The organism is Serratia sp. CC22-02, from assembly GCF_900182895.1.
In the GTDB taxonomy this organism is placed as follows: domain Bacteria; phylum Pseudomonadota; class Gammaproteobacteria; order Enterobacterales; family Enterobacteriaceae; genus Serratia; species Serratia nevei.
Genome location: NZ_FXUD01000002.1, coordinates 166056 through 185115 on the forward strand (window position 1 = coordinate 166056; position 19060 = coordinate 185115).

Annotated in this window: 17 protein-coding genes; 7 read left to right on the forward strand and 10 right to left on the reverse strand. The window is 57.2% G+C overall.

Annotated features, from left to right (window positions below; translation table 11 throughout):
* Positions 1 to 12: 12 nt before the first annotated feature.
* Positions 13 to 603, reverse strand: a complete 591-nt coding sequence (yajL, locus tag QOL81_RS07575) for a protein deglycase YajL (protein ID WP_019454200.1) — start codon at positions 601 to 603, stop codon at positions 13 to 15.
* Positions 566 to 1477: a 2-dehydropantoate 2-reductase gene (panE, locus tag QOL81_RS07580; protein ID WP_283439763.1), complete on the reverse strand. Its 912-nt coding sequence runs from the start codon at positions 1475 to 1477 to the stop codon at positions 566 to 568. Before panE ends, yajL begins: the two co-directional genes overlap by 38 nt.
* Positions 1478 to 1659: 182 nt before the next feature.
* On the opposite strand from panE, the gene QOL81_RS07585 reads away from it, so the two are divergent.
* Positions 1660 to 2151, forward strand: a complete 492-nt coding sequence (locus tag QOL81_RS07585) for a YajQ family cyclic di-GMP-binding protein (RefSeq protein ID WP_025301759.1) — start codon at positions 1660 to 1662, stop codon at positions 2149 to 2151.
* 34 nt (positions 2152 to 2185) lie between these two features.
* Here QOL81_RS07585 and QOL81_RS07590 read toward each other — a convergent pair whose 3' ends face one another.
* The 8 genes from QOL81_RS07590 to QOL81_RS07625 all read right to left on the reverse strand — a co-directional run bounded on the left by QOL81_RS07590 (position 2186) and on the right by QOL81_RS07625 (position 11093).
* Positions 2186 to 3550: an MFS transporter gene (locus tag QOL81_RS07590; protein WP_060423360.1), complete on the reverse strand. Its 1365-nt coding sequence runs from the start codon at positions 3548 to 3550 to the stop codon at positions 2186 to 2188.
* 198 nt (positions 3551 to 3748) lie between these two features.
* Positions 3749 to 4639, reverse strand: coding sequence for a heme o synthase (gene cyoE, locus QOL81_RS07595; protein ID WP_049199881.1), 891 nt, complete (start codon positions 4637 to 4639; stop codon positions 3749 to 3751).
* A 17-nt stretch (positions 4640 to 4656) separates the two neighbouring features.
* A complete protein-coding gene (locus QOL81_RS07600) occupies positions 4657 to 4995 on the reverse strand; it encodes a cytochrome o ubiquinol oxidase subunit IV (protein ID WP_019454195.1) in 339 nt (112 codons plus the stop codon).
* Entirely contained in the window at positions 4995 to 5609 is a 615-nt protein-coding gene (locus tag QOL81_RS07605) for a cytochrome o ubiquinol oxidase subunit III (protein ID WP_019454194.1), read from the reverse strand. The genes QOL81_RS07600 and QOL81_RS07605 overlap by 1 nt, the downstream gene beginning before the upstream one ends.
* Positions 5599 to 7590 carry a cytochrome o ubiquinol oxidase subunit I gene (cyoB, locus tag QOL81_RS07610; protein WP_197757381.1) on the reverse strand — a complete coding sequence of 664 codons (1992 nt, stop codon included), beginning with the start codon at positions 7588 to 7590 and terminating at the stop codon, positions 5599 to 5601. The genes QOL81_RS07605 and cyoB overlap by 11 nt, the downstream gene beginning before the upstream one ends.
* 3 nt (positions 7591 to 7593) lie before the next feature.
* Positions 7594 to 8544 carry a cytochrome o ubiquinol oxidase subunit II gene (cyoA, locus tag QOL81_RS07615; protein ID WP_025301763.1) on the reverse strand — a complete coding sequence of 317 codons (951 nt, stop codon included), beginning with the start codon at positions 8542 to 8544 and terminating at the stop codon, positions 7594 to 7596.
* A 440-nt stretch (positions 8545 to 8984) separates the two neighbouring features.
* Positions 8985 to 10463 (reverse strand): muropeptide MFS transporter AmpG, encoded by a 1479-nt coding sequence (gene ampG, locus QOL81_RS07620; RefSeq protein ID WP_060423369.1) that lies wholly within the window; start codon positions 10461 to 10463, stop codon positions 8985 to 8987.
* Between the two features lie 51 nt (positions 10464 to 10514).
* Positions 10515 to 11093: a lipoprotein gene (locus QOL81_RS07625; protein ID WP_025160064.1), complete on the reverse strand. Its 579-nt coding sequence runs from the start codon at positions 11091 to 11093 to the stop codon at positions 10515 to 10517.
* 314 nt (positions 11094 to 11407) lie between these two features.
* Here QOL81_RS07625 and bolA point away from each other — a divergent pair, with 314 nt between their 5' ends.
* The 6 genes from bolA (at position 11408) to hupB (ending at position 18909) form a co-directional block, all read left to right on the forward strand.
* Positions 11408 to 11722 carry a transcriptional regulator BolA gene (gene bolA / locus QOL81_RS07630; RefSeq protein ID WP_004940361.1) on the forward strand — a complete coding sequence of 105 codons (315 nt, stop codon included), beginning with the start codon at positions 11408 to 11410 and terminating at the stop codon, positions 11720 to 11722.
* A 367-nt stretch (positions 11723 to 12089) separates the two neighbouring features.
* The gene (tig, locus tag QOL81_RS07635) at positions 12090 to 13394 is read left to right on the forward strand and encodes a trigger factor (RefSeq protein ID WP_004940358.1); all 1305 of its coding nucleotides are present in this window, start codon (positions 12090 to 12092) and stop codon (positions 13392 to 13394) included.
* 438 nt (positions 13395 to 13832) lie between these two features.
* On the forward strand, positions 13833 to 14456 hold the full coding sequence (clpP, locus tag QOL81_RS07640) for an ATP-dependent Clp endopeptidase proteolytic subunit ClpP (RefSeq protein WP_004940356.1): 624 nt from the start codon (positions 13833 to 13835) through the stop codon (positions 14454 to 14456).
* 143 nt (positions 14457 to 14599) lie between these two features.
* On the forward strand, positions 14600 to 15871 hold the full coding sequence (gene clpX, locus QOL81_RS07645; RefSeq protein ID WP_004940354.1) for an ATP-dependent protease ATP-binding subunit ClpX: 1272 nt from the start codon (positions 14600 to 14602) through the stop codon (positions 15869 to 15871).
* 194 nt (positions 15872 to 16065) lie between these two features.
* Positions 16066 to 18420: an endopeptidase La gene (lon, locus tag QOL81_RS07650; RefSeq protein ID WP_019454189.1), complete on the forward strand. Its 2355-nt coding sequence runs from the start codon at positions 16066 to 16068 to the stop codon at positions 18418 to 18420.
* 216 nt (positions 18421 to 18636) lie between these two features.
* Positions 18637 to 18909 (forward strand): nucleoid-associated protein HU-beta, encoded by a 273-nt coding sequence (gene hupB / locus QOL81_RS07655; protein ID WP_004940351.1) that lies wholly within the window; start codon positions 18637 to 18639, stop codon positions 18907 to 18909.
* Positions 18910 to 19060: the final 151 nt, after the last annotated feature.

Below are 19060 nucleotides of genomic sequence, written 5' to 3' on the forward strand. Positions count from 1 at the left end.
TCGGCAAGCCGCTCAGTCGCGAAAATCGTACATCCCCGGGATCAGCACCAGCTGCGCGGCGATCTCCGCCGCTTTGGCCTTGCCGAGCAGCAGGTCTATCAGCTTCAGCGCGAACTCCATCGCGGTGCCCGGCCCCTGGCTGGTGAGCAGGTTGACGCGGGCGTCGTACACCACGCGGCGCTCCATCCATTTATCCGCCGGGATCTGGTCTTTCAGGCCAGGGAAGCCGGTCATGTTGCCGACCGGGAACAGATCGTGGTGCTGCAGCACCAGCGCCGGTGCCGCGCAGATGGCGGCGACGATGTTGCCCTGCAGATGCATCTGCCGCACTTTTTCCACCAGCAGCGGGCTGTCGCGGAAGCATTCCGCGCCTTTCAGGCCGCCGGGCAGCACGATGGCGTCGAACGGCTCATCGACGATCGCCACCAGCGGCGCGTCGGCCAGCAGTTTGACGCCGCGCGAACAGACGATAGTCAGCTCGCCGTCGCCGGCAACGCTGGCGGTAGTGACTTTTACGCCCGCCCGCACCAGCAGATCGATGGTGGTGACGGCTTCGGTTTCTTCGCTACCAGGTGCCAGGCAGACCAGCGCCGATACGCTCATATTCATTTTCCTTTCGTTTAATCAGTTCAAACAGCCGCGCATTCTCCGGCAGCGCGAGGCCGTGGCTGCGCGCGCGGCGCAGCAGATAGCCGGTGATGTAGTCGATCTCGGTGTGCCGCTGGCTGCGGATGTCCTGCAGCATCGACGAAACGTTGTCGGCGGTGCTGTGGATCACGTCCATCACGTATTGCATCAAACCTTCGCAGGAGGTGTGGTAGCCCTCCATCGCCATCACGCTGGCGACTTCACGACACAGCGTTTCGATCTGTTCCGGGTAGCGCTGCAGATCGCCGTTACGGCAGCCGTACAGCGCCGTCAGCGGGTTGATCACGCAGTTGACCGCCAGCTTGCGCCAGTTGGCCGAGGCGATGTTGTTGTGCCAGGCAACGTCGGGCAGCGCCTGATGCAGCACTTCCGCCAGGTGGCTGAGGTGCTGGGCGGCCGGCGAGGTCGGGCCGATGTGGGTGATGCCGGTGGCGACGTGGATAATGGTGCTGCCTTCGTGGCGCGCGGCGTGGGTGGTGGTGCCCTGCAGGATCGGCTGGCCGTTCGGCGGCAGCTCCTCTTGGGTGCCCATGCCGTTGTGCAGCAGCAAAATGGCGCACTGGGGGTTCAGCTTCGGCAGCAGCGCGCTGACCGCGCTGGACACCTGCCAGGCTTTCAGCGTCACCAGCAGCAGCTCGCTTTGCGCAAGGTGCTCCGGATCGTTAGTGGACAAGTTGCGATTAAACGAGACGCCTTCCGGCTCTATCACGTTCACCGCGCAAAAAGGCTGCGGCACTCTTAGCCATCCCTGTACATCGTGGCCCTGCTGATACAGCCGGGAGAGCCACAGTTGTCCGAGCGCGCCGCAACCAAGAATGGTTATTTTCATTCAGTCTCCTTGGAAACACGGGAATACCGCTCAATTACCGTGAATTAACTATAGGCTTTATGGCAGCCCGAAGCGCTATCCCTGCGTGCGTTCAGCAGATTTTGTCTGAGGCGGCAAAGCGGTTATCATGCTCGGCATCAAAATCGCCTAAGCTATTAGGCACTCATTCAGGAGGAAGAAGTATGCCATCTTTCGACATCGTTTCCGAAATTGATATGCAGGAAGTGCGTAACGCCGTTGAGAACGCCACCCGCGATCTCGGCACCCGCTGGGATTTTCGCAACGTGCCGGCCAGCTTTGAGCTAAACGAGAAAGATCAAAGCATCAAGGTTGCCACCGAGTCTGATTTCCAGGTGCAGCAGCTGCTCGATATTCTGCGCGAAAAGCTGAGCAAGCGCAGCATCGACGGCGCCGCGCTGGAGATCCCGGAAGAGTTTACCCACAGCGGTAAAACCTACAGCGTGGAAGCCAAGCTGAAGCAGGGGATTGAAACCTCTGTGGCGAAGAAAATCGTCAAGCTGATCAAAGACAGCAAGCTGAAGGTGCAGGCGCAGATCCAGGGCGAAGAAGTGCGGGTGACCGGTAAGTCACGCGACGATTTGCAGAGCGTGATGGCGCTGGTGCGCGGCGGCGATCTGGGGCAGCCGTTCCAGTTCAAGAACTTCCGCGATTAATCTCTACGGGGCCGGCATTGCCGGCCCTGATTCTTTACAGCGAATTGACCAGCGCTTCCAGCTGACCGCGATTGGTCTGCTTGGTATCCACCTTGACGTAGGCGCTGCGCTCTTCCGGCACTACGATCGCCTCGGCCACGCCGGGCTGCGCCTTCAGGCGGCTTTCTAGCGCCGAATCTTTCACCGCCAGTTCCGACAGCGTAATGCGCAGGCTGCTGACATACGGCGGTTCTTTCATGGTGCTGCTGACCAGGAACCAGAGCGCGGCCAGCACGGCGCCGGCGATAAACACCAAGCCCGCCCCCTGCAAACCGTACAGCCAGCCGCCGAGGCTGCCGCCGATCGCCACGCCGATAAACTGGCTGGTGGAGTAGACCCCCATCGCGGTGCCCTTGTAGCCGGCCGGTGACTCTTTGCTGATCAGCGAAGGCAGAATGGCTTCCATCACGTTGAAGGCCATGAAGAACAGCTGCACGCCGGCGATGATGCCCCACAGGTGCGCGCCGGAGAGCCACAGCAGCACTTCGGCGCAGAACAGCACTGCCACGCAGCCCATAAAGACCTGCTTCATGCGGCGATATTTTTCGGCATAGATGATGAAAGGCACCACGGCGGCGAACGATACCAGCATGGTGACCAGGTAGACGATCCAGTGCTCGCTGGCCGCCAGCCCGGCTTTTTCCATCGCCAGCGGCAGCGCCACGAAGCTCGACATCAGCAGGATATGCAGGCACATGATGCCGAAGTTGAGCTTAAGCAGGCGCGAGTTGCTCAGCACTTTGCGGAAGCTGCCGCGCACGATGCTGGACTCGCGGTTCAGCAGGTGAGTGTCGGCGGAAGGCACTACCGCCAGGGTGATGACAATGCCGGCCAGCGCCAGTACGGCGATCATCCAGAACAGCGCATGCAGGCCGAAGGCGTGGGTGATGATAGGGCCCAATACCATGGCGATGGCAAAGGTGATGCCGAAGCTGACACCGATAAACGCCATCGCCTTGGTGCGGTTCTGCTCGCGGGTCAGATCGGAGAGCAGCGCCATGACCGCGGCGGCGATCGCGCCGGAGCCTTGCAGCGCGCGGCCGAGGATCACGCCCCAGATCGAATCGGTCGCGGCGGCGATCACGCTGCCGAGGGCAAAGATCAGCAGGCCGCCGACGATCAGCGGCTTGCGGCCGATGCGATCGGACACCAGGCCGAACGGGATTTGAAACACCGCCTGCGCCAGGCCGTAGATGCCGATGGCGATGCCGATCAGCGCTTCGCTGGCGCCGTTGAGCGCCATGCCGTAGGTGGTCAGCACCGGCAGTACCATAAACATGCCGAGCATGCGCAGGGAGAATACGGTGCCCAATCCCCAGGTGGCGCGGCGCTCCTGTGGGGTCATTGAATTATCGTTCACATCAAACCTCGGTAAAAACCATGCCATCAGACGTTGAAACAGCGCCTGATGGCATGACTTCTGTAAAGCTGCGTCATTTTAGTGTGCAGGGCAGGGGGGGTAAATCGAATGTTGTTTAACAGATATTACAGTTCGGCCGCTTTTCGGCGTGACAAATAAAATGGGCCGCAAAAGCGGCCCATTCACAGATGATTTGGCTTACCAAACGTAGGTCACCAGCGCTTCAGGCGCCGCCGTGGCGCTGAAGTCGATCGACATCATCACGCTCAGCGAGGTGATGGCGACGATAGAGAACACGAACAGTTTACGCGCCCAGACGCTGTCGTTTTCGGTCTTGTAACCGCGCAGCGCCATGCCGAGCCACCATACGCTCACCGCCGCAGCGACGATCAGGTATTTGTAGCCGGCATAACCTACCAGGGTCAGCATCAGCGTGGCGATCATAAATGCCAGGATGTAAACCGTGATGTGGTTCTTGGCGACGGAAATGCCTTTCACCACCGGCAAGACCGGAATGTTGGCCGCCTGGTAATCTTTAAAGCGGAAGATAGCGATCGCATAAGAATGCGGCATCTGCCACAGGCTAAAGATAGCCAGCAGGATCAACGCGCCGGCGTCGAACTCGTTGGTCACCGCGCAGTAGCCGATAACCGGCGGCGCGGCGCCCGACAGGCTGCCGATCAGCGTGCCATAGACCGAGTGGCGTTTCATGTACAGGCTGTAAACGCCGACATAAACCACGAAGCCCATCACCGCCAGCCACATGGCCAGCGGGTTGGCCGCGATATACAGCAACGCAAAGCCCGCAATACCCAAAGCGGTCGCATAAACCAGGGTGACACTCGGCGCGATCAGGCCTTTTACCAGCACCCGATTCTTCGTTCTCTCCATTTTCTTGTCGATGTCGCGGTCGATGTAGTTGTTAAACACACAGCCCGACGCGACCACCAACGAGACACCCACCAGGGTGGCGAGAAACAGGGGATAGTCGATGCTCCCTTTGGAAGCGAGCAGGAATCCCCCAACGACAGAAATTAAATTGCCGAAAATAATTCCTGGTTTAGTGACTTGCAGGTATTGCTTAATCATCACGTGCAGCTCAGCTCTTAATCGACCATCATATTGATGTTGAGGTTGTACATAATCCAGAGTGAACCTACAACAACGATACCGATGATCATAGCGGTGAACAGCAATGCCACCAGGTTCCAGCGCTCTTCCGATGAGGTGTTCATGTGCAGGAAGTAAACCAGGTGAACAATCACCTGGATAACCGCCATGCCGACAACAACCGCCAGGATGGTGGAATGAGAGGCGGTGCCGTTCATTACCATCGCAAATGGAATTACCGTCAGGATGATCGACAGGATAAAGCCGACCAGGTACGACTTCACGCTGCCGTGGCTTGCGCCGCCGTGAGAGGTTTCATGGGATGAATGGCTCATTACATAACCCCCAGCAGGTAGACAACGGTAAATACGCAGATCCAGACCACGTCCAGGAAGTGCCAGAACAGGCTCAGGCACATCAGGCGGGTTTTGTTGGTCGCGGTCAGGCCGAACTTGCTCACCTGAATCATCATCACGATGATCCAAATCAGGCCGGAAGTTACGTGCAGACCGTGGGTGCCGACCAGCGCGAAGAAGCTGGACAGGAACGCGCTGCGATCCGGACCGAAGCCTTCGGCGATCAGATGATGGAATTCATAGATTTCCATCGCCACGAAGCCCAGACCAAACAGGAAGGTCAGGAACAGCCAGGTGTTTACACCGCCAACTTTACCCTTGTTCATGGCGATCATCGCCATGCCGTAGGTGATGGAGCTGAACAACAGCAGGAAAGTTTCGACCAGGACAAACTTCAGGTCGAAGATGTCTTTGCCTGAGGGACCGCCCGCGGTCCCGTTCACCAGGACTGCATAAGTCGCGAACAAGCTCGCAAACAAAATACAGTCGCTCATCAGGTAGATCCAGAATCCGAAGACTTTGGTCTCACCCGCATCGTGGTGCCCATGCTCTGCATGGGCTGCGTTATGATTGGTCAGAGTTTCAGTTGACATGTTTCACGCCTGCTTTACGGATTTGTTCGTAGTGTTGGTTCTCAATGCGCTCGATTTCATCAACCTGCACATAGTAGTCAACATCGTGATCGAAGCTCTTGCCGATCCAGACAACGATCATACCGATGAAGCCGGCCAGAGCCATCCACCAGATTTCCCAAATCATTGCGAAACCGAAGACCAGGCTGAAGAAGGCGATGATAACGCCGGCGCCGGTGTTCTTAGGCATATGAATCGGTTCGTATTTAGCCGGTTTCTTATACGCTTCGCCTTTTTCTTTCATGTCCCAGAATTCATCACGGTCATGAATCTGCGGCACTACGGCAAAGTTATAGAACGGCGGTGGAGACGAAGTTGACCACTCCAGAGTACGAGCACCCCATGGGTCACCGGTCAGATCGCGGTTCTGTTCGCGGTCACGGATACTGACGAAGATCTGGATCAGCTGGCACAGGATGCCGCAGGCGATCAGCGCCGCACCGCCGGCTGCAACCAGCAGCAGAGGGTGGAACTCAGGGTTGATGTTCTGGCTGATACGACGGGTCATGCCCATAAAGCCCAATGCGTACAGCGGCATGAAGGCGGTGAAGAAGCCGATGATCCAGAACCAGAACGCGCGGATGCCCCATTTTTCGTTCAGCGTGAAGCCGAAGGATTTCGGGAACCAGTAGGTCAGGCCCGCGAAGCAACCGAACACCACGCCGCCAATGATGACGTTGTGGAAGTGGGCGATCAGGAACAGGCTGTTGTGCAGCACGAAGTTCGCGCCCGGCACCGCCAGCAGAACGCCGGTCATACCACCCACGGAGAAGGTGATGATGAAGCCAACGGTCCACAGCATCGCGGAGTTGAGCTTGATACGGCCCTGATACATGGTGAACAGCCAGTTGAAGATTTTCACCCCGGTCGGGATGGAAATGATCATGGTGGCGATACCGAAGAAGGCGTTAACGTTCGCGCCGGACCCCATGGTGAAGAAGTGGTGCAGCCATACGATGAACGACAGAACGGTGATCGCGATGGTTGCCCATACCAGTGAGGTATAGCCGAACAGGCGTTTTCTGGAGAAAGTCGCGGTGACTTCGGAGAACACGCCGAACACCGGCAGAACCAGGATATACACCTCTGGGTGACCCCAGGCCCAAATCAGGTTGATGTACATCATCATGTTGCCGCCCATATCATTGGTGAAGAAATGGGTGCCCAGATAGCGATCCAGGGTCAGCAGCGCGATGGTGACGGTCAGAATTGGGAAAGAAACGATGATCAGGACGTTAGTACACAGGGCCGCCCAGGTGAACACCGGCATCTTCATCATAGGCATGCCAGGGGCACGCATCTTCAGAATGGTGGCGAAGAAGTTCACGCCGGTCAGCAGGGTACCCAGACCGGAAATCTGCAGACTCCAGATCCAGTAATCGACCCCGACGCCAGGACTGTACTCTTTACCGGACAGCGGCGGATACGCCAGCCAACCGGTCTGAGCGAACTCACCGACCCCCAGGGAGATGTTGATCAGCACAACGCCCACCACGAAGAACCAGAAGCTCAGGGAGTTCAGGAACGGGAAGGCGACGTCGCGCGCACCGATTTGCAGCGGCACCACGACGTTCATCAGGCCGACCACGAAAGGCATCGCCATGAAGAAGATCATGATAACGCCGTGCGCGGTGAAGATCTGGTCGTAGTGGTGCGGCGGCAGGAACCCGGCTTCGCCGGCGGACGCCAACGCCTGCTGGCTACGCATCATGATGGCGTCGGCGAAGCCGCGCAGCAGCATGACCATCGCCACGATGATGTACATGATACCAATTTTTTTATGGTCGACCGAAGTCAGCCATTCGCTCCACAGCCACTTCCATTTGCCGAAATATGTCAGCAGCGCCAGCACTGCCAGGCCCCCGACAATAATTGCGGCTACGGTGACCATGATGATCGGTTCGTGGTACGGAACCGCATCAAGTGTTAATTTTCCCAACATCAGTTATTCCTCGGCTCCGGCGTGAGCAGCATGTTCACCCATGTCCATACCTTGGCTCATGTCCATGCCTTCGTGCGCGCCAGCGCCCTTGTGCATATCCATGTCGCCCATGAATTTGGCAATTGTTTCTTTGAACAAATTCGGTTTGACAGCGGCAAAGTACTCAACCGGGTTGTTTTCACTCGGCTCTGCCAGTTTGTTAAAGTCGTCGGTGGTGTTCAGGTTTTTAGACGATGCCTTCACCTTGGCCACCCACTGATCGAAGTCGCCTTCGGTCGGGGTAACGATCGCGGTGAATTTCATACCGGAGAAGCCTGCGCCGCTGTAGCTGCTGGAGATGCCCTTGTAGGCACCGGCTTCGTTGCCGATCAGGTGCAGTTTGGTCTGCATGCCGGCCATCGCATAAATCTGTCCACCCAACTGCGGGATAAAGAACGAGTTCATTACCGAGTTAGAGGTGATCTTGAATTCGACTGGAACATCTTTCGGGAAAGCCAGCTCATTAACAGTCGCAATGCCTTGTTCCGGGTAGATGAACAGCCATTTCCAGTCGAGCGACACCACTTCGATCGTCATCGGCTTCTTGTCGGTGACAATCGGCTTGAACGGGTCGAGTTCGTGGGTAGTCTTCCAGGTAATGGTGCCAAGGATGGCGATGATAATGATAGGAATGGTCCAGACGACCGCTTCGATCTTGTTGGAGTGGGCCCAGTTCGGACTGTACTTGGCGTCTTTGTTGGAAGCGCGATACTTCCAGGCAAAGGCGAACGCCATGAAGATAACTGGCACCACCACGATCAACATCAACGCGATTGCAGTGATAATCAGTGTCCGTTGCTCAACACCAATTGCTCCTTTGGGATTCATCAAAACCATATCGCAACCACTGAGCAATACAGTGGCTGCGATTAATGACAGCATCCCAATACTTTTATTGTATTTCTTAAGTCTCATCTAACGACCTCAATAACAAAGGCTCAATTGTCGTTTCATGTGTGCGGGCATTTTACGGGAAGGTTGCAGTACTGTAAACATGCTTAAGGGAGTGTCAGCGGCTTGTTGACACTTTCTGTTAAGGGGGTCACAGATGTAACCCTGCGTGACAATTTACCAATGACAACAACGCGTTGGCACGCTGAATCGTGACGAGCAGCCCGTATGTTAAGGAAAACTAAAGGTATGATGAATTTGCCGAAGAAATGCGCGGCGGGGAAATACGCAGAAAAGGTTTATTTAATGTAAAATAATTGTGTCTTAAAGGTGAATTTAATTTTATTTCCGAGTGCGGCAGTCGGATAAAAAAATAATTTCCGCGTCGATTATCTTTTTTTACCAAAATAAATATACCCGCGGATCGCTTTTTTTTCGGCCGGCGAAATCGCCGGCCGGTCAGATTATGCCAAACGGGTGCGGCGCAGGGCCAGGTAATCCAGCGCGCTGCCCATCGCGACGCCGAGCAGGCTCAGCGCGGCGCCGACCTGCAGCAGCCGATCGGCCAACAGCGGTGCCTGCGTCCAGTCCAGCGCATTGGCGATCAGCAACAGCAACCACAGGCCCAACAGCGAACAGCCCAGCGTCAGCAGGCGCAGCGCCCAGCGGTAAGATCCGGAAAACTCGGTGCGCGGCATAAAGTCGCCATGTTGCTGGGTGTGCTCCAGCGTCTGGCGGCAGATGCCGAGCAACAACAAGCCGGGCAGGGCGGCGGCGATAGAGAACAGGTAGAACAACGGCCAGCCGTGGGCTTCGACGAACCAGCCGGCGATCGGGCCGACATAGACGCGCCCCACGGCGGACAGCGCCGACAGCAGCGCGAACTGGGTGGCGGAGAACGAACGGTTGCACAGCGTCATCAGCAGCGCCACGAAGGCCGCGGTGCCCATGCCGCCGCACAGGTTTTCGAGGAAGATGGCGCTGCCCATGGTGAGCAGGCTCTTGTCGGTCACCGCCAGGATCCAATACCCGAGGTTGGAGACCGCCTGCAGGACGCCGAACAGCATCAGCGCGCGGAACAGGGTGAGACGTTGCATCAGCACGCCGCCGAACAGGGCGCCGACGATGGTGGCGAACAGGCCGAGCGTTTTGTTGACCAGCCCGACTTCACCGGCGTCGAACCCCACGCCGCGGATCAGGAACGTGGTGCTCAGGCTGCCGGCGAAGGCGTCGCCCATTTTGTACATCACGATCAGCAGCAGGATCAGCCAGGCGTTGTTGCGGCCGAAGAAATCACGCAGCGGCGCGACGACCGCCTGTTCCATGGTGCGCGGTGCCGGGATGCTTTCATCGGGCTCCGGCGCCATCAGCGTGGCGGCCACGCCGATCAGCATCAATCCGGCCATCAGCCAGTAGGTGGCCTGCCAGCCGAAATAGCGATCCGCCAGCCACAGCGCCAGGCCGCCGGAAACCAGCATCGCCAGCCGGTAGCCCAGCACCGAGATCGCCGCACCCGCCCCGCGCTCTTCGGCTTTCAGCAGGTCGGTTTTATAAGCGTCGAACACGATATCTTGCGAGGCGGAGCAGAACGCCACCAGCACCGCCAACGCCGCCAGCCACCACAGGTGCTGCGCGGGCTGCATGAAGCCCATCGCCACGATCGCCGCCACCAGCAGCAGCTGGCTGATCAGCAGCCAACCGCGCCGCCGCCCGAGAAACGGCGGGGTATAGCGGTCCATGAACGGCGACCAGAGGAATTTGAATACGTAGGCCTGGCCCACCAGCGAGAAAATGCCGATGGTTTTCAGATCGATGTTTTCGACGGTCATCCAGGCTTGCAGCGTGCCGGAGGTCAATGCCAGCGGCAGACCCGACGCGAAGCCCAGCAGCAGCAGAATGGCGGAGTTACGCTGGGTGAAGATGTTCAGATAGTGTTTCGACATGAGTTCCCTGTCTGCGCCGCCCGATCCGCCGGGCGGCGCAAGGCGCGTCGATTAGCGCGCGTTTTGCTTGATAAAGTCGTTGACGCTGGTGTCCTGCGCCATGTCGGCGATCACGTCGCCCAGCACGGAGTTGACGGCGTCGGTGATCTTCTCGTTGGTGGCCGTGAAGGCGCCCTGCACGTTATACGTCGAGCGGTAATTTTTCACCTGCTTGTTGCCGTTCTTCGCCTGGGCGATGATCGAGATGTCGGCTTTGGTGGTGATGTTGTAGCGCAGGTTACCTTCGGAAACGTCCGCGTACAGGTTATTGACGACGATCTGCAGCGCCACCGGGCCGTCGGCGCCGATCATGTAGCCGCGAGCGCCCATCTGTTTCTCCAGCACTTCCTGCAGCAGGAAACGCAGATCGCGCGATGGCGTCAGCGTGACCAGTTGGCCGTCGCGATTCACCTTGGCCAGCGCCTGATCGGTGCGCTGATCCGCGCCGTTGATGCTGATGGTGATGCCCTGCAGGGTAGGATCCTGCTGCGGCAGAACGATTTTCGGCGTGACGTTCAGGGTGTTGCTGCTGGTCGCGCAACCGGCCAGCAGCAGGGCGGCCAGCAAAGGAAGACAAAGTTTCTTTAACATGTTTTCTGTCTCATTCTCGATGGATTTAGCAATAATCAGAGCGGGATAGCCGACAACAAATTGCCGACATCATAGCATCGCCGCCGTGCGGTGGAAGCGCGGAAGGCGCCTGAGTGACAAATTTTTACCTGCCGTTGATAAAAACACGCTTTTTTGGCCCGCTCAATCGGATAATCCCCCAAGCGGCGGGGATGACGCTCATCATCTGACCGCAGAAAAGAGAAATTTGTCCCGGTGATGGTCTAAACGGGGGAAAACCGGCTAATATTGAACTAGATGGGCACGGTCCTCTGCCGGTGTTGTAAGGAGATCCTATGATTCGCGAGCAAATAGAAGCAAAGTTAAGGGCGGCGTTTGAGCCCGCGTATCTGGAAGTCGTTGATGAAAGCTATCGTCATAACGTTCCGGCGGGTTCAGAAAGTCATTTCAAAGTGGTATTGGTCAGCGATCGCTTCGTCGGCGAACGGTTTTTGACGCGTCACCGCTCTATCTACGGCGTACTGTCGGAAGAACTGGCCGATGGCGTACACGCGCTGGCGCTGCACACCTATACGCTCAAAGAGTGGGAAGGATTGCAGGATACCGTGCCGGCCTCGCCGCCGTGCCGCGGCGCCGGGACGCTGGCCTGAGGGGGAAATTTTCAGGTATCAGTGGAACTTTGCCCTCGAATTAGGGTATTACTACTGACGAATTTTGAAACGGCCTGCGGGCCGTTTCTGTTTTTGACGACGACACGGCCGACGCGCAATATGGCCAACGTTCGGTCTGTTTTGGCGGCCTTTTGGCGATTGAATCGGCAAAAGTGTGAGTTTTAGCGCGCCTGCGCCGCCTAGCTTTCCTCGACTCGCCATGCATGCGCCGCTATAATGTCGCGTCTTATTTTTCCGGAATGGTTTCGGGACGCTTCTGTCATCAGGGAACTCGGTTCTTATTTGTAGCCGTCCTGGTTCTTGGAACGGAGTTGACCGAGCACTGTGATTTTTTTGAGGTAACAAGATGCAAGTTTCAGTAGAAACCACTCAAGGCCTTGGGCGCCGTCTCTCTATTACTGTACCGGCTGATACTATCAAGCAGGCGGTGAAGAAAGAGCTGATCAACGCAGCGAAAAGCGTGCGTATCGACGGCTTCCGCAAAGGCAAAGTGCCGATGAACATCGTGGAACAGCGTTACGGCGCCTCTGTTCGTCAGGACGTGCTGGGCGAAGCGATGCAGCGCAGCTTCGTTGACGCGATCATCAAAGAAAAGATTAATCCGGCCGGCGCACCAAACTACGTGCCGGGCGAGTACAAAGAAGGTGAAGACTTCACTTTCGCCGTTGAATTCGAAGTGTATCCAGAAGTTGAGCTGAAAGGCCTGGAAAACATCGAAGTTGAAAAACCAGTGGTTGAAGTGAACGACGAAGACGTCGACGCGATGCTGGACACTCTGCGCAAGCAGCAGGCGACCTGGAAAGAAACCGATCGCGCAGCGGAAGCTGAAGATCGCGTGACCGTTGACTTCACCGGTTCTATCGACGGTGAAGAGTTCGAAGGCGGCAAAGCGTCCGACTTCGTACTGGCAATGGGCCAGGGCCGCATGATCCCAGGCTTCGAAGAAGGCCTGGTCGGTCACAAAGCGGGCGAAGAGTTCTCCATCGACGTGAACTTCCCAGAAGATTACCACGCGGAAAACCTGAAGGGCAAAGCGGCCAAATTCGCTATCGTGCTGAAGAAAGTTGAAGAGCGCGAGCTGCCGGAACTGACCGAAGAGTTCATCAAGCGTTTCGGCGTGGCGGACGGTTCCGTTGCCGGCCTGCGCACCGAAGTTCGCAAGAACATGGAGCGCGAGCTGAAAGGCGCCGTGCGTAACCGCATCAAGTCTCAGGCGATCGACGGTCTGGTGAGCGCGAACGAAATCGACGTGCCTGCTGCCCTGATCGACGGCGAAATCGACGTACTGCGTCGTCAGGCTGCACAGCGTTTCGGCGGCAACGAGAAGCAAGCGCTGGAACTGCCACGCGAGCTGTTCGAAGAGCAAGCGAAACGCCGCGTAGTGGTTGGCCTGCTGCTGGGCGAAGTGATCAGCACCAACGATCTGAAAGCTGACGAAGACCGCGTGAAGACGCTGATCGAAGAAATGGCTTCTGCCTACGAAGATCCGAGCGAAGTCATCGAGTTCTACAGCAAAAACAAAGAGCTGATGAACAACATGCGCAACGTGGCTCTGGAAGAGCAAGCGGTTGAAGCCCTGCTGGCAAAAGCGAAAGTGACTGAAAAAGCCACTACCTTCAGCGAGCTGATGAACCAGACTCAACAGGCGTAATGCCGGCGTGCCGGGCGCGATGAACGGCGCCCCCGGTTTCGCCTGGCGAACCGGCGCACGATGAAAAAGCCCGCAACCTCAGGTTGCGGGCTTTTCTTTTTGCCACGTTGCTGATTAATCTCAGGTTAAGCGGGGCAATATGCACTATATTTACCCTGTTGCCTGGGGAACTGGCTGGCATGATAACGGTCAGAATAACGGCATCGTTTTCGGCGCGCGGAGAAAATCGGCCTCTGGGCTTGAAATCGCGCCGGGATCCCCCAATCTGTTAAGAATAATTCTGGGGCTGTTTGCCAAAGTGCGCGGGATGAAATAACCGTCGGGTACGTGTGGCGCGGGTCGAATGCTTGAGCATAGTCATCATGGCCGTTCTCAAGTAGAATCGGCGTATTAGGGTGACACCCTGGCCGCCAAGGCAATTTCTATTAGGAGACGGTAATGTCATACAGTGGCGAACGAGATCAATTTGCACCGAACATGGCGCTGGTGCCGATGGTGGTAGAGCAGACTTCACGCGGGGAGCGTTCTTACGACATTTATTCCCGCCTGCTGAAAGAGCGCATCATTTTCCTGACCGGCCAGGTGGAAGATCACATGGCCAACCTGATCGTTGCGCAAATGCTGTTCCTCGAAGCGGAAAGCCCGGAAAAAGACATTTACCTCTACATCAACTCGCCGGGTGGGGTAATTACCGCGGGCATGTCGATTTACGACACCATGAAGTTCATCAAGCCGGACGTCAGCACCATCTGTATGGGCCAGGCGTGCTCGATGGGCTCCTTCCTGCTGACCGCGGGTGCCAAAGGCAAACGTTTCTGCCTGCCTAACTCGCGCGTGATGATTCACCAGCCGCTGGGCGGCTACCAGGGCCAGGCGACGGACATCGAAATCCATGCGCGTGAAATCCTTAAGGTGAAAGCGCGCATGAACGAACTGATGGCCGAGCATACCGGCCAGCCGCTGGAGCAGATCGAGCGCGACACCGAGCGCGATCGCTTTATGACCGCGGAAGAAGCCGTGGAATACGGCCTGGTTGACGGCATTCTGACACACCGCAGCTAGAACCACGCGGCGCCGATGGACTATAGTAATCAGAGTGGGCAGGGGCTCGCTCTGTTGTGGCCCCTCGGCGTTCCCGATATGAGTTTGGGCGCACTGCCGCCGTGATTTTCCTGCGGGACAAGACTAAAGAAGAGGTTTGACTGATGACAGATAAGCGCAAAGACGGTTCAGGAAAGCTGCTGTACTGCTCTTTTTGCGGCAAAAGCCAGCATGAAGTGCGTAAGCTGATTGCCGGGCCGTCAGTGTATATCTGCGATGAATGTGTCGATCTGTGTAACGACATTATTCGCGAAGAGATTAAAGAAGTTGCCCCGCATCGTGAGCGCAGTGCGCTGCCGACGCCGCACGAGATCCGCCACCACCTGGATGACTACGTCATCGGCCAGGAGCAGGCGAAGAAAGTGCTGGCGGTTGCGGTGTACAACCACTACAAACGCCTGCGCAACGGCGATACCAGCAACGGTATCGAGTTGGGCAAGAGCAACATCTTGCTGATCGGCCCGACCGGCAGCGGTAAAACCCTGCTGGCGGAAACGCTGGCGCGCTTCCTGGACGTGCCGTTCACCATGGCCGACGCCACCACGCTGACCGAAGCCGGTTACGTGGGCGAGGACGTGGAAAATATTATCCAGAAGCTGTTGCAAAAATGTGACTATGACGTGCAGAAAGCGCAGCGCGGCATCGTTTATATCGATGAAATCGATAAGATTTCCCGCAAGTCCGATAACCCGTCGATCACGCGTGACGTCTCGGGTGAAGGCGTGCAGCAGGCGCTGCTGAAGCTGATTGAAGGCACCATCGCCGCGGTTCCGCCGCAGGGTGGGCGCAAGCATCCGCAACAGGAGTTCCTGCAGGTTGATACCTCCAAGATCCTGTTTATCTGCGGCGGCGCTTTCGCCGGCCTGGATAAGGTGATCGGTCAGCGCGTCAACACCGGCTCCGGCATCGGCTTCGGCGCGACCGTCAAGGGCGAGTCCGAGAAGGCGACCGAGGGCGAACTGCTGCTGCAGGCCGAACCGGAAGATTTGATCAAGTTCGGTCTGATCCCAGAGTTCATCGGCCGTCTGCCGGTGGTGGCGACCCTGAGCGAGCTGAGCGAAGATGCGCTGATTCAGATCCTGAAAGAGCCGAAGAACGCCCTGACCAAGCAGTATCAGGCGCTGTTCAATCTGGAAGGCGTGGAGCTGGAGTTCCGCGACGAAGCGCTGAACGCCATCGCCAAGAAAGCCATGGCGCGCAAAACCGGCGCCCGCGGCCTGCGTTCCATCGTGGAAGGCGCGCTGCTCGACACCATGTACGATCTGCCGTCGATGGACAGCGTAGACAAAGTGGTGATCGACGAGTCGGTCATCGCCGGCCAATCCAAGCCGCTGCTGATTTACGGCAAGCCGGAAGCCCAGGCATCTGGCGAATAATTAGCCAGTTAAACCAGAGCGTTATCAGCAAAATGGGGGATTTCATCCCCCATTTCTTTTTCCTGCATTCTTGCCGTTGAATGTAAGAGATTCATCCCCATATACTCATTAACCAGATTTTATGAAACGTTAGATGCTTGCGTCTCATGAGATTCCCCCTCAACCTGGCGGAAATTAAACTAAGAGAGAGCTCTATGAACCCTGAGCGTTCCGAACGCATTGAAATCCCCGTCCTGCCATTGCGCGACGTGGTGGTTTATCCGCACATGGTGATCCCGTTATTTGTTGGCCGGGAAAAATCGATTCGGTGCCTCGAAGCCGCAATGGATCACGATAAGAAGATCATGCTGGTGGCACAGAAAGAGGCCTCAACGGATGAACCTGGCATTAACGACTTGTTCTCGGTTGGCACCGTAGCGTCGATCCTGCAGATGTTGAAGCTGCCGGACGGCACGGTAAAAGTGCTGGTCGAGGGGCTGCAGCGCGCACGCATCACTACGCTGTCCGACAGCGGTGAGCATTTTGCCGCGCAGGCGGAATACCTTGAGTCGCCAGCGATCGACGAGCGCGAGCAGGAAGTGCTGGTGCGCACCGCGATCAATCAGTTTGAAGGCTATATCAAGCTGAACAAAAAAATCCCGCCGGAGGTGCTGACTTCACTGAACAGCATCGACGACGCCGCGCGCCTGGCGGACACCATCGCTGCCCACATGCCGCTGAAACTCAGCGACAAGCAGTCGGTGCTCGAGATGTCCGACATCACCGAGCGTCTGGAATACCTGATGGCGATGATGGAGTCGGAGATCGACCTGCTGCAGGTCGAGAAACGCATCCGCAACCGCGTCAAGAAGCAGATGGAGAAGAGCCAGCGCGAGTACTATCTGAATGAGCAGATGAAGGCGATTCAGAAAGAGTTGGGCGAGATGGACGACGCGCCGGACGAGCACGAAGCGCTGAAGCGCAAGATCGATGCGGCGAAGATGCCGAAAGAGGCGCGCGAGAAAACCGAAGCGGAACTGCAGAAGCTGAAGATGATGTCGCCGATGTCAGCGGAAGCGACCGTGGTGCGCGGCTACATCGACTGGATGCTGCAGGTGCCGTGGAATGCGCGTAGCAAGGTGAAAAAAGACCTGGTCAAGGCGCAGGAAGTGCTCGATACCGATCACTACGGCCTGGAGCGCGTCAAGGATCGCATCCTCGAGTACCTCGCGGTACAGAGCCGCGTCAGCAAAATCAAGGGGCCGATCCTGTGTCTGGTGGGGCCGCCGGGCGTGGGTAAAACCTCGCTGGGGCAGTCGATCGCCAAAGCGACCGGCCGCCAGTACGTGCGCATGGCGCTGGGCGGCGTGCGTGACGAAGCGGAAATCCGCGGTCACCGCCGTACCTACATCGGTTCGATGCCGGGCAAACTGATCCAGAAGATGGCCAAGGTTGGGGTGAAGAACCCGCTGTTCCTGCTGGATGAGATCGACAAGATGTCTTCCGACATGCGCGGCGATCCGGCCTCCGCTCTGCTGGAGGTGCTGGATCCGGAACAGAACGTGGCGTTCAACGACCACTACCTGGAAGTGGATTACGATCTGTCCGACGTGATGTTCGTCGCCACCTCGAACTCGATGAACATTCCTGCGCCGCTGCTGGACCGTATGGAAGTGATCCGCCTGTCGGGTTACACCGAGGACGAGAAGCTCAACATTGCCAAGCAGCACCTGCTGCCGAAGCAGCTTGAGCGCAACGCGCTGAAAAAAGGCGAGCTGACGGTCGACGACAGCGCCATCATCGGTATCATTCGCTTCTACACCCGCGAAGCCGGGGTGCGTAGCCTGGAGCGTGAAATCTCCAAGCTGTGCCGTAAAGCGGTGAAAACGCTGCTGATGGACAAGAAGCGCAAGCATATCGAGATCAACGGCGACAACCTGAAGGATTACCTGGGCGTGCAGCGCGTCGATTACGGCCGTGCGGATACCGAAAACCGCGTGGGCGAAGTCACCGGGCTGGCGTGGACGGAAGTGGGCGGCGATCTGCTGACCATCGAAACCGCCTGCGTGCCGGGCAAAGGCAAGCTGACCTACACCGGTTCTCTGGGTGAAGTGATGCAGGAATCGATTCAGGCGGCGCTGACCGTGGTGCGCGCGCGCGCGGAGAAATTGGGCATCAACGCCGATTTCTACGAGAAACGCGACATCCACGTGCACGTGCCGGAAGGGGCGACGCCGAAAGACGGCCCGAGCGCCGGTATCGCGATGTGCACCGCGCTGGTCTCCTGTCTGACCGGCAACCCGGTACGCGCCGATGTGGCGATGACCGGCGAGATCACGCTGCGCGGCCAGGTATTGCCGATCGGCGGCCTGAAAGAGAAGCTGTTGGCGGCGCATCGCGGCGGCATCAAAACCGTGCTGATCCCTTACGAGAACAAGCGCGATCTGGAAGAGATCCCGGACAATGTTATCGCCGATCTGGAGATTCATCCGGTGCAGCGAATCGATGAAGTTTTGAACATTGCGTTGCAAAACCCGGCCTTCGGCGCACTGCCGGTAGCGGCAAAATAGTGACGAATCGCAAAAACCATTGATAAAACTTATACTGGCAAGCCATTTCGGACTTGCCAGTATTTTTTTGTACCGCTAAGTTAGATCTCTGTCGGCCCGCGTTTTGCCACCCAGTCGGTGGCTTGCTAAGGTTCGATGGGATTGATATAACAGCTGCGCTGTCGCAACCGTAGGGATTTTTCGGTGCGACGATAGAATTCTAGAGGGGATGATAGAGTGAATAAGTCACAACTGATCGACAAGATTGCCGCAGGTGCTGATATTTCCAAAGCGGCAGCGGGACGTGCTTTAGACGCAGTAATCGCTTCCGTTACCGACTCTCTGAAAGCAGGGGATGACGTGGCTCTGGTAGGTTTTGGTTCCTTCACCGTGCGTGAACGTTCGGCTCGTACCGGCCGCAACCCGCAGACCGGTAAAGAGATCAAAATCGCGGCAGCCAAAGTACCGGCCTTCCGTGCAGGGAAAGCGCTGAAAGACGCTGTAAACTGATTTAGCGTCTAACCGTTTAGCGTAACAGGGTTTTGTAATAAACAATCACCTGACGCAGCGGTGCTGGTAAGGTAAGATACAAGGCGCATCGGACTGATGCGCTTTTTTTATTTTTGTCGCAGGGAACGCGCCTGCACAAGGGTTGTTAATC